The 12,015-nt window shown below is 34.7% G+C and carries 10 protein-coding genes; 6 read left to right on the top strand and 4 right to left on the bottom strand.

Annotation, left to right across the window (positions count from 1 at the left end):
- Window positions 1-50: 50 nt before the first annotated feature.
- Window positions 51-584, top strand: coding sequence for a murein L,D-transpeptidase catalytic domain family protein (locus tag E0F89_RS12600; RefSeq protein WP_131910135.1), 534 nt, complete (start codon window positions 51-53; stop codon window positions 582-584).
- Between the two features lie 77 nt (window positions 585-661).
- Here E0F89_RS12600 and E0F89_RS12595 read toward each other — a convergent pair whose 3' ends face one another.
- Both E0F89_RS12595 and E0F89_RS12590 read right to left on the bottom strand, forming a co-directional pair.
- Window positions 662-1,837, bottom strand: a complete 1,176-nt coding sequence (locus tag E0F89_RS12595) for a GlmU family protein (RefSeq protein WP_131910134.1) — start codon at window positions 1,835-1,837, stop codon at window positions 662-664.
- A 162-nt stretch (window positions 1,838-1,999) separates the two neighbouring features.
- Window positions 2,000-2,251 carry a type B 50S ribosomal protein L31 gene (locus E0F89_RS12590; RefSeq protein WP_039109118.1) on the bottom strand — a complete coding sequence of 84 codons (252 nt, stop codon included), beginning with the start codon at window positions 2,249-2,251 and terminating at the stop codon, window positions 2,000-2,002.
- A gap of 237 nt (window positions 2,252-2,488) precedes the next feature.
- Between E0F89_RS12590 and E0F89_RS12585 the strand changes: the two genes are divergently transcribed.
- The 5 genes from E0F89_RS12585 (at window position 2,489) to E0F89_RS12565 (ending at window position 8,681) form a co-directional block, all read left to right on the top strand.
- Window positions 2,489-3,031: a DUF4199 domain-containing protein gene (locus E0F89_RS12585; RefSeq protein WP_131910133.1), complete on the top strand. Its 543-nt coding sequence runs from the start codon at window positions 2,489-2,491 to the stop codon at window positions 3,029-3,031.
- Between the two features lie 4 nt (window positions 3,032-3,035).
- The gene (locus tag E0F89_RS12580) at window positions 3,036-3,995 is read left to right on the top strand and encodes a glycosyltransferase family 2 protein (protein ID WP_131910132.1); all 960 of its coding nucleotides are present in this window, start codon (window positions 3,036-3,038) and stop codon (window positions 3,993-3,995) included.
- 326 nt (window positions 3,996-4,321) lie between these two features.
- Window positions 4,322-6,049, top strand: a complete 1,728-nt coding sequence (locus E0F89_RS12575; RefSeq protein ID WP_131910131.1) for a phospho-sugar mutase — start codon at window positions 4,322-4,324, stop codon at window positions 6,047-6,049.
- The gene (locus E0F89_RS12570) at window positions 6,049-7,878 is read left to right on the top strand and encodes an ABC transporter ATP-binding protein (protein WP_131910130.1); all 1,830 of its coding nucleotides are present in this window, start codon (window positions 6,049-6,051) and stop codon (window positions 7,876-7,878) included. Before E0F89_RS12575 ends, E0F89_RS12570 begins: the two co-directional genes overlap by 1 nt.
- A gap of 101 nt (window positions 7,879-7,979) precedes the next feature.
- Window positions 7,980-8,681 (top strand): hypothetical protein, encoded by a 702-nt coding sequence (locus tag E0F89_RS12565; protein ID WP_131910129.1) that lies wholly within the window; start codon window positions 7,980-7,982, stop codon window positions 8,679-8,681.
- Between the two features lie 11 nt (window positions 8,682-8,692).
- Here the strand turns inward: E0F89_RS12565 and E0F89_RS12560 are convergent, their stop codons facing one another.
- The gene (locus tag E0F89_RS12560) at window positions 8,693-9,415 is read right to left on the bottom strand and encodes a hypothetical protein (RefSeq protein WP_131910128.1); all 723 of its coding nucleotides are present in this window, start codon (window positions 9,413-9,415) and stop codon (window positions 8,693-8,695) included.
- 119 nt (window positions 9,416-9,534) lie between these two features.
- A complete protein-coding gene (locus E0F89_RS12555; protein ID WP_131910127.1) occupies window positions 9,535-12,003 on the bottom strand; it encodes a TonB-dependent receptor in 2,469 nt (822 codons plus the stop codon).
- Window positions 12,004-12,015 lie beyond the last annotated feature (12 nt).

Below are 12,015 nucleotides of genomic sequence, written 5' to 3'. Positions count from 1 at the left end.
ATACTTGAATTATTCAAATTTTAAAAAAAAAACACTATAAAGATGATTCCATGAAAATGACATTACTACTGATTCTTTTATGCTTTTTCAATTTTATTGTGGCACAAGGACACGAAGAACTTGTAAAAAAGGCAAACGAGGTACAGACAAAATGGGGCTATAAAGCCAAAAACAAAAACATTATAACCCTAATTGATTTTTCAAAATCGATCGAGGAAGCCCGACTTTACGTTGTAGATTTAAAAAACAGTAAAGTACTCCTGACCAGTAATGTTGATCATGGATCTGGCTCTGGAACAGGACTGACACCTCAGTCGTTTAGTAATACTGTGGGAAGCAACGCAACTTCTTTAGGATGTTACGTAACCTTACAAACATACAAAGGAATGTGGGGTTATTCATTAAAACTAAACGGTCTAGAAAGTGATAAAAATTCGAATGCATTAAAAAGAAACATAGTGGTGCATTCTTCAAAAATGATGTACAGTAAATTTAGTTTGGGTTGTTTCTCTGTTCCGGATAACAATGCTATTACCTTGATCGACCTGATAAAAGATGGTTCGCTAGTATATGCTTACCAATAATTAGTTCGTTTATTTTTCTATAAAACCACAAAAGCCTCAATCTAGAGGCTTTTGTGGTTTTATATATAATGCAGAAACTATTCTTTTCTCCACTTTTTAGTTTCTTCAAAAACATGTTCTAAAATTGCAGCTTCTCTTTCATCAAAATCTACGTTTCTGCGACTCATCACTAGTCTTGCCGTCTCAAATGCTTTTTTGGTGATATAGGTCGCAAAACCAGAAGCACCACCCCAAGAAAAACTTGGCACAAAATTTCGTGGAAATCCACTGCCAAAAATATTAGCACTTACTCCCACTACTGTACCTGTGTTAAACATGGTGTTAATTCCGCACTTGCTGTGGTCACCCATCATCAAACCGCAAAACTGAAGACCCGTTTTTGCAAAGCCTTCCGTTTCATAGCTCCACAATTTGACTTCTTCATAATTATTTTTCAGATTAGAATTGTTACTATCGGCTCCAATATTACACCATTCGCCAAGAACAGAATTTCCTAAGAATCCATCATGTCCTTTATTAGAATATCCAAATAAAACGGAGTTATTGACTTCGCCTCCAATTCTGGAAAAAGGCCCAACCGTTGTTGCACCATATACTTTTGATGCCATTTTCACTTGTGCATTTTCGCACAATGCAAAAGGACCTCTGATTACTGAACCTTCCATGATTTCAGCATCTTTACCTATATATATTGGACCTGTAGAAGCATTCAGAGTCACAAATTCTAACTTTGCTCCTTCTTCAATAAATATATTCTCTGGTGCTATTACGTTAACGCTTTTTGGAATAGGTTGTGATTTTCTATCCTCCGTTAAATATTCAAAATCTTCCCGAATGGCGGCATCATTTTTAGAAAAAATGTCCCAAGTATTCTGTACCGTCAAACAGTCCTCGTTGTACTCTAAAATTTCATAGCAATCAAAATCTACTTCTTCCTGTTCTTCCGTCGTGTAAAAAGCAATCACTTCATCGCCTTTGAAAATAGCCTGATTTGGTTCTAGATTACTAACCATTTCAACCAAAACAGCATTAGGAAGATAAGAAGCATTTATCATAACATTCACCTCTAACTCTACCATTGGAAATTTCTCCGATAAATAGTCCTCAGTCAATGTGGTGGTGGTAGAACCCAGATGCATTTCCCATTTTTGACGAATAGTCATAATTCCAATAAGAATATCAGCAACAGGACGGGTGAACGTAAAAGGCAGCAAGGCATTTCTGGAAGGTCCGTCAAAAAGTATGTAATTCATAAAATTGTTTATTTGTTGATTCGGTTAGTTTTGATTAGAAATTACATCAAACAACTTCCCTTTTTATAATATTGGCTTCAAAGTTACAAAGTTTTCAAATAATTAAAATAAAAAAAGCCTTCCAAAAAGAAAGGCTTTGATATAATTAAAAACAAGTTAAAATTATTTAACGTGTTTAGCGTATTTAGTTTTGAATTTATCAATACGTCCTGCAGTATCGATAAGTTTAGATTTACCTGTGTAAAAAGGGTGAGAAGTTCTAGAGATCTCCATTTTTACAACTGGGTATTCAACACCATCAACTGTTAATGTTTCTCTTGTATCTGCAGTAGATTTAGTGATAAAAACTTCGTCATTTGACATGTCTTTAAATGCAACTAATCTGTAATTTTCCGGGTGAATTCCTTTTTTCATCTTGTTAATCTTTTTTATTTGTTAATTATAATTTGTCTTGAAGCTTTTCTTCTAACAGAAAAGGTATAAACTCCTTATAACTTTTTGTTTTACATTATTATTTTGAGTTTGCAAATTTACAATTATTTTCCAATAAACAAATCTTTGCATCACTTTTTTTTATAATCGTAAAAAGCATTTTTTATCTTCGCATAAATTGGGAATTGCTATATTTGTGGATTAATAAATAAACTATTTATGGAAAATAATGTTTCGCCAGCAAAATCTGGAATTTCATTTGGTGTCTTGTTTGGTGTTGTTATGGTTTTAGAATTTGTGATTATGTATATAATCGGAATGAAATCATTAGTTGGAACCAGCGTAGGTTTGATAATAAACCTCTCTAACTATTTAATTTTACCAATCTTATTTATTTATTTAGGATGCAACAACTATAAGAAAAATATAAATAAAGGATTTATATCTTTTAATGAATGCTTAAAAACTGGAGTTTCCATAACTTTTCTTGCAGCATTTATTTATGCTCTGTTTAACGTTATTTTCAATTTTATTTTTCCCGAATTTATTAACGAAATGGTTGCAATTAGTAAAGATGCGATGATTAAACAAAACCCTTCAATAACTTCCGAACAACTAGAAATCGGAATCTCACTGACCAGAAAATTTGCTAATCCTTTATTTGCTTTTCCAGTTACTCTCGCGATGTATTCCTTCTTTGGTTTAATATACTCACTGATTATTGGTGCAATTCTAAAAAACGAAAAACCTCAAAGCTTCTAAATTAATGAATTTATCAATACTCATACCACTTCTTAATGAAGAGGAATCACTTAATGAACTCTATAACTGGATCATTAAAGTGATGCATTCTCATAATTACACGTACGAAATCATTTTTCTCGATGATGGAAGTACAGATAACTCCTGGAATATTATCGAAGGCTTCGCGCAAGAAAACCCAAATGTAAAAGGTGTTCGTTTCATGAAAAATTTCGGAAAATCACAAGCGCTGCATGCTGGTTTTGCAAAAGCGCAAGGTGATGTTATAATTACCATGGATGCTGACTTGCAAGACAGCCCAGAAGAAATTCCGGGATTGTACGACATGATTGTCAACGGAAAATTTGATTTAGTTTCCGGTTGGAAAAAGAAACGCTACGACTCGGTTGTAGCAAAAAACCTGCCTTCTAAATTGTTCAATTGGGCAGCGAGAAAAACATCAGGAGTGGAATTAAATGATTTCAATTGCGGACTGAAAGCCTACAAAAATATTGTCGTGAAAAACATTGAAGTATCAGGTGAAATGCACCGTTACATTCCGGTTTTGGCAAAGAATGCCGGTTTTGGAAAAATTGGTGAGAAAGTGGTACAACATCAAGCCCGAAAATATGGTGAAACTAAATTTGGGATGGAACGTTTTATCAATGGTTTCCTAGATTTAATTACTATTTGGTTTCTTTCCCGTTTTGGAAAAAGACCGATGCATTTATTTGGAGCCATGGGATCGTTAATGTTTGTTATTGGGGTTATGTTAGCCGGATATATTGGCATTTCAAAATTATATTATATGTATAATGACATGCGCTATAGTCTGGTAACGAACAATCCTTGGTTTTATATCGCATTGACGACGATGATTTTAGGAACACAATTATTTTTAGCTGGATTTCTTGGCGAAATAATTTTGCGAACAAAAAACAATGAGGAACGGTACAAAGTTTCGAATGAGGTGAATTTTTTATAATCCTCACGAAATAAAACATACATTTATAGTAGGACATGACGATTGAATTATACGATTTCTGTCATTCGGATTGCAAGAAGTAAAATTGAAATAAAACATTTTTCGTCGCAACAAATCTCTAGCCCTGATTACTTCACATAGCTTTTATTTCAATAGGAGTTCAGTGAATTTTATTTGCAGTGGAAATCCTTTTTTGAGGTTTTTACCGATAAAAAGATTGAAGCGGAAAGCAGGAAAGAGCTCCTAAAAAACATCAAAATTGTTAAACGAGATAACTATTTTGAAATTTTAAAATAAAAATTCAGAAACTAAAAAAAATCTATAAAATGGATATCAAACAAAACATTTTGGATGCAGTAAATGAATGGCTTACGCCAACATTTGACAATGAAACTCATATAGCCATCAAGGAATTGATGACCACTTCTCCTAAAGAACTGGAAGAAAGTTTTTATAAAAATCTGGAGTTTGGAACGGGCGGAATGCGCGGTGTTATGGGAGTTGGAAACAATCGAATCAATAAATACACCCTTGGAAAAAGCACACAGGGTCTCGCAAATTACATGCATAAAGTGTTCCCAAATAGAGATCTGAAGGTCGCTATTGCTTATGATTGTCGCCATAATAGCGATACTTTGGCTAAAGTAGTTGCTGACGTTTTCACAGCAAATGGAATTACGGTTTATCTGTTTTCAGAATTAAGACCTACTCCTGAATTGTCATTTGCGGTTAAACATTTGGGTTGTCAAGCCGGAATTGTTCTTACGGCTTCTCATAATCCGCCCGAATACAATGGTTACAAAGTATATTGGGAAGATGGCGGTCAAATTGTTCCTCCGGAAGATGAAGCCATTATCAACACAATTGAAAACTTAAATTACAACGAAATCAAGTTTTCGGCCAATGAAGATTTGATACATTATATAGATACGGAAGTTGATGCCGCTTTCATAAAATCGACTATCGAGAATGCCAGTTTTGGAACTTCGGCTGAAGCCAAAGAAAAGCTAAATATCGTTTTCACCTCATTGCACGGAACCTCGATAACATTAGTTCCCGATACTTTGGAACAAGCCGGATACACGAATGTGCATATCGTGGAAGAACAAAGAGTGCCAAATGGTGATTTCCCAACGGTCAAATCCCCTAATCCTGAAGAACCGGAAGCATTGACAATGGCGATGGCGTTGGCGGATAAAACCAATTCGGATATTGTTATTGGGACAGATCCTGATTGCGATCGATTAGGTGTTGCCGTTCGAAATAATGAAGGCCAAATGACGTTGCTTAACGGAAATCAAACGATGATTTTGATGACTGCTTTCTTACTGGAACAATGGAAAAAAGCTGGAAAAATCAATGGAAAACAATTTGTGGGTTCTACAATCGTTTCTACTCCTATGATGATGGAATTAGCCACCAATTATGACGTGGAATGCAAAGTGGGTTTGACCGGATTTAAATGGATTGCCAAAATGATAAAGGACTTTCCAGAGTTGGAGTTCATTGGTGGCGGCGAAGAAAGCTTTGGATATATGGTGGGCGATGCGGTTCGTGATAAAGATGCAGTTGCCGCAACTTTATTAGTTTGCGAATTGGCCGCTCAGGCAAAAGAAAAAGGAAGTACCGTTTACAAAGAATTGCTACAATTGTATGTAAATAATGGATTCTATAAAGAACATTTGGTTTCATTGACTAAAAAAGGAATGGACGGTTTACAGGAAATCAATCAGATGATGATTGACATGAGAGAAAATCCTTTGAAAGAAATCAATGGACAACGAGTGATTATGTTGGAAGATTATCAATCGTCAATAGCGAAAAATCTACTTACTGATGAGGAATCCAAAATGGATATTCCAAAATCGAACGTATTGATTTATTATACCGAAGATGGCTCTAAAATTTGTGCCAGACCAAGCGGAACGGAACCTAAAATAAAATTCTACATCAGCGTCAATGCGGAATTGGAATCTATTGAAGATTTCCCTGAAGTAGAAGCGATTTTGAATGAAAAAATTAAAAATATTATTATTGCAATGCAATTGAACTAATGGACAAAAGCTTATTAAAACTAATCCCTTATACAAAACCATATAAGTCTCATATTACCTGGAATATCGTATTCAACATCTTGTATGCGTTGTTCAGCACTATTTCTATGTTGACACTTCTTCCGGTACTTGAGGTCCTTTTTGGTAAAACCAAAACGATACTACAAGAGCCGGTTTACACAGGAATAGGAAATATAAAACAGTTTGGTTCGGATTTTATGTATTTTAAAATTTCAGAATTAACAAAAGAGAATAGTGTTCAAACTGCACTTTTATTTGTTGTTTTAATGGTTATTACAACGTTCTTATTTAAAAATCTATTTAATTATCTGGCGTCGCACCACATTATGCATTTAAGAAATGGTGTATTACGGGATTTGAGAAAATCAATGTACAATAAAATAATAGAATTACCCATCTCCTATTATTCCGAAAAAAGAAAAGGAGACATTATGGCCAGAATGCTTGGCGATGTCAATGAAGTTCAGAATTCCTTCTTCTCCATTTTGGAACTTGTAGTAAAAGAACCATTAACCATTGTATTTGCATTAATAACGATGTTTTTTATAAGCGTAAAATTGACGTTGTTTGTTTTGGTTTTTATCCCTATTTCTGGATTAATCATATCAAAAATTGCTAAAAACCTGAGAGCAAAATCATTGGAGGCACAAAAAGAAAGCGGCTTTCTAATTTCTATTGTTGATGAAAGTTTGAGCGGATTGAAAGTGATAAAAAGTTACAATGCCGAAAACAATTTTAAAGGCAGATTTCACAATTCAGTGACCCGATTACTGAATTTGTCAAACAGCATCGGAAACAAAAACAATTTAGCGACTCCATTAAGTGAATTTCTGGGAATTACAACCATTGCTGTCTTACTTTTTTATGGCGGAAATTTAGTATTAGTGGAAAAAACATTGGATGGCGCTGCTTTTATTGTTTACCTGACTTTGGCTTTTAATATTCTTACGCCGGCAAAAGCAATTTCTAAAGCTTCCTATTCCGTTAAAAATGGTTTAGCAGCTGCAGAACGTGTTTTTGAAGTTTTAGAAGTCGAAAACGAAATTACTTCAAAAGAAAATGCTGTTGATAAAAACACTTTTGATTCTAATGTTATACTCAAAAACATTAACTTTAAATATGAAGATGAAGCGGTTTTGAAAGACTTTTCATTAGAGGTGAAAAAAGGACAAACAGTAGCTCTTGTTGGACAATCCGGAAGCGGAAAAAGTACCATTGCTAATTTATTGACGCGTTTTTATGATGTCAATGAAGGAACTATAGAAATTGACGGAATTAACATAAAAGATATGAATCTGCAGTCACTTCGCGGATTAATGGGATTAGTTACTCAAGATAGTATTTTGTTTAATGACACTATAAAAGCAAATATTTCATTAGGAAAATTAGACGCTACTGATGAAGAAATTATTGCCGCCTTGAAAATTGCGAATGCTTATGAATTCGTGAAAGATTTACCATTGGGAATACTTACCAACATTGGCGACAGCGGAAACAAACTTTCAGGCGGTCAAAAACAACGCTTATCTATTGCCCGTGCCGTTTTGAAAAATCCTCCGATTATGATTTTGGATGAAGCAACCTCAGCACTGGATACTGAAAGCGAAAAGTTCGTTCAAGTTGCACTCGAAAATATGATGCAAAACAGAACCTCGATTGTAATTGCGCACCGTCTCTCTACCATTCAAAAAGCAGATCTGATTGTGGTGATGCAAAAAGGAAAAATTATAGAACAAGGAAAACACGAGGAACTGATTGCAATGAATGGAATGTATAATAAGTTGGTTACGATGCAATCATTTGAATAATAATTGCGTTTTTAAGTATACTTACGAAACCTATTCCTAAAGTAAAAATACAGATTTTGACAGATTTTTAAATCTTTAAATCATCTAATCTTTAAATTAAAATGTACATCAATAATCAAAACATAAAACTTCCCGAAGATCCAGACACTATTGTTTGGAAATACCTGGATTTGTCAAAGTTTTTAGATTTATTGCTGTCACAAAAGCTATTTATGTCCCGATCTGATAAATTTGAAGATCAATACGAAGGGACTTTCAGCGAACCCACTTTTGAGGAAATAAAAAAACTTTCAATAGACAATCCTGACTTTTTAAACTATTACAAAACACATCGGGAAAAAGTGGCAATTAGTAGTTGGCATATCAACGAATACGAATCGTATGCCATGTGGCAGATATTTACTCAAAACAGCGAAGGTCTGGCTATTCAATCAACCATCGGTCGGTTACAGCGATCTCTTGTCGCTGAAACAAATCTTAAGCAATATATTGGAGAGGTAAATTACATCGATTATAAAAAAGAACACATTCCTTTTGACGATATGTTTTTTCCTTTTTTGTTCAAACGAAAAAGTTTTCAATACGAACGTGAAGTCCGCATCATTTCGGACATTGGTGAAGGCGACATTAAAATTAATGAAGGACTAAAAATTAGTATCAATATAAATCAATTGATTGAACGGATATATATTCATCCTAAATCCGAAAATTGGTACAAAAACCTCGTCATTCAGTTAGTAACAGAATTGGGATTTGATTTCACCATTGAAAAATCAGACTTGGAAAGTGATATTTTGATTTAAAATTAGCACTACTAAACTGGCTCGTAACCAGTTATTTTCCATTCTTTGGTAGATAAATCAATGTAATAATAATTCACCACATCTTGCTTGTCAAATTCCCCATTTTTATTAGTATCCTCAACAGTTCGAAAGTACAAACGGTTTTTAGAACCTATCAATTTCCAGTCAATTAATTCCTGAAAGTCAGAAGATATTTTGGTGAAATTCTCGCCGCTGATTTCGCTTAAATACAATGCTTTAATATCGCTTGTGTCTAATTTTCCATCTTTATTGGTATCCATATCCACCATTGTGTAAACCATAATCTGGTTATTGGTTCTATCAGCTACGGACTTTAAATAAGTCGCTGTTTGAATCAAAACAGGTTTATCTGTCAATTTACGGATAGAATCCGAATCTACTTTTTGGAATTTTAAATTTTGTAAAAAACCAGTGATTTCAAATTCGCCATAATTAGATATGGTAAAGCTCAAATCATTAACGCTCGAAGAACCGTATCTTGACTTCACTCCTCGCTCCCGAATACTCAAATCTGCAACGGGATGAATCAAGTAATCCGTACCTGTCATTTGAATTGGCAGATCTGCAATTTGAATCTGACTTGAATCAGTTTTTGGTAATTCTTTAGCTTTTCCAGATCCTTCGTAGGTCACTTTTGGCACTTCCACTTCCTCTTTACAACTTGTTAAAAACAAAATTGCTATTCCTATTACTGTGATATGTAGTTTTTTCATAATCCTGTACTTTAAAATCCAAATGTAATCATTTTTAAAAAATGGTAATGAATTTCGGCTGTCGATTTCCCGAATTAAATGGCAGTGAAATTTATATTAATTCATTAAATTCATTTCTATTACAACTTCGCAGTTAATTTCACATTAAAAACTCTGGTAGTCATATAATTAGGAATTGCATATTGATTTTTAGAATACACATCGCGAACCCAAGTATTAGTTATGGCATTTTGATTGTCAAAAAGATTAAAAATCTCCAATCCTATCGCCAACTCTTTAAAGTCTTTAAACAATCCGGAATTCTTTTTTCCAGTAGTATTGTCTATAAAAACCTTAAAAAAACCTACATCCACTCGGCGGTAATCATTCAATCTGTTTTGGTACAAATAAGGATCGGCATACGATGGCGAACCTCCCGGCAGCCCCGTATTGTAAACTAAATTCAAGTATAATTTTAAACTTGGAATATTAGGCATGTAGTCTTGAAATAAAAGTCCGAATTTCAATCTTTGATCCGTCGGTCTGGCAATATATCCTTTATCATTACTGTTTTCCTTTGTTTTCAAATAACCAAAACTAAACCACGATTCGGTTCCGGGAACAAACTCACCGTTCAGGCGAACATCCAATCCTTGCGCGTAAGCTGTCGCATTATTGTTGGCTGCATACCGAATGCGAACGTTGTCAATTGTATAGGTATTCACATCTGTCAGCGATTTATAATACAACTCCGAAACCAATTTGAAAGGACGATCCCACATTTTGAAACTGTAATCATTACCAAAGACAAAATGTACCGATTGCTGTGCCTTAGTATTGGGTTGCACCATTCCATCCGCAGCTCTCAGTTCCCTGTAAAATGGCGGCTGATGGTACAATCCTCCCGAAAGTCTAAAAACTATATCTTTCTCCCAATCTGGCTTTATCGCAAATTGTGCTCTTGGACTAAAAGTAATTTGGGATTTTCCCAATATGCCATCGCCTGTAACTTCCCAATTGTGCAAACGGACACCGGCATTGTACCAAACTTGACTTGACCCAATACTCGATTTTAAACTCCATTGACCATAACCCGAAAATCTGTTAATGGAATTAAAATTAGTCGCCCGGATATTTTGATACGGAACAAGTGGTCCGATGTAAGGCGAATATGGCTGGTCATTTTTAGGCAAATCAATAAGAGGTGGATTCAGCGAAAAACCGGCCGAATCAATTACTTCCCACTCTATTATTCTGTCCCGAATGGATTCTCGTGTATATTTAATTCCCCACTCCAACTGACTTTCCTTCCAATCATGAAATCCTTTTATTTCGGTATTTACAATCAAGGCATCCAAATCATTTCTGGCATGACTCAACTGCGAACCAATTCCTCTGGTGAAAGCAACTTCTCCAAAAGTTTCGGAACCAATATTAGAATCCACTTCGCCTAGACGATATTGGGCGAAAATATCAAAATATTCTTGTTCCAAAGTATGAAAAACAGAACCAATAAATTTCAAAGTAAAATTATCTGAAACATTAAAAGTTGATTTTAAAGCTCCAAAATAAGTTTCATACTTATCCTTTTCCTGACCTTCATAAAAAACGGTAAGAGCCATTGGGCTATCTATGGTTCCAAAATTAGTCTGTCTTGTTAATGGTTGATATTGGTATCTATTTTGGGAAATATTCCCCAGAAAACTCCAATGCCATTTGGCAGAAGCCTGATAGTTTATATTGGTTTGAATATCGGCAAACGACGGTGTAAAATTCGTTTGTGTCTCTTGACTATTCACCAAAAGACTGTTGTTGCGGTATCGAACTCCCGTAACCGCAGACCATTTTTTATCTTTGGAAACCGCATCAACAGAGAGGCTTCCGCCAAGGAAACTCGCTTCAAGGCTTGCGCCAAATTTTACCGGTTTTCTGTAGGTAATATCTAAAACAGAAGACAATTTATCCCCGAATTTAGCTTGAAAACCTCCCGCAGAGAAATCAACATTTTGTACCAAATCCGTATTGGTAAAACTCAACCCTTCTTGTTGTCCCGAACGAATTAGAAACGGGCGATAAACTTCAATTTCATTTACATAAACCAAATTCTCATCATAATTCCCACCGCGTACAGCGTATTGCGTACTCAATTCGTTGTTAGAATTTACTCCCGGTAAGGTTTTCAAAATATTTTCGATACCTGCATTGGCTCCCGGGATTTTTCGGATAATCTCAGGCTCAATTGTTGCAACGCCCTGAATTAACTTCCTGTTTTTGGATGTGACAATCACTTCCCCCATTTGCTCCTCCTGATCACTCATTATTGGATTGAACTCCTTTTGTTCATTAGAATCTAAAGTAAAAGTTATCGTTACTTTTTTCAAAGAGATATGCGTAAAAACAAGTGTTACTTTTTGGTTTGCAGGGACTTTTAAATCGTAAAACCCATTTTGATTGGATTGAGTTCCAAAATTTGAATAAGATACATTTACGTTTTCTACCGGTTGATTGTTTTTATCCAAAATAACTCCTCTAATTCTAGATGACTGAGCCGAAACGGACAACCCAAAACTAAAAAAAAGAAATACAGATAATAATTGATTAAGACTCAAATGATTTGGTTT

Source organism: Flavobacterium caseinilyticum (assembly GCF_004349085.1).
GTDB lineage: Bacteria > Bacteroidota > Bacteroidia > Flavobacteriales > Flavobacteriaceae > Flavobacterium > Flavobacterium caseinilyticum.
Note: the sequence above shows the minus strand (reverse complement) of the source record. Positions and strands in the feature narration are given on the sequence as shown.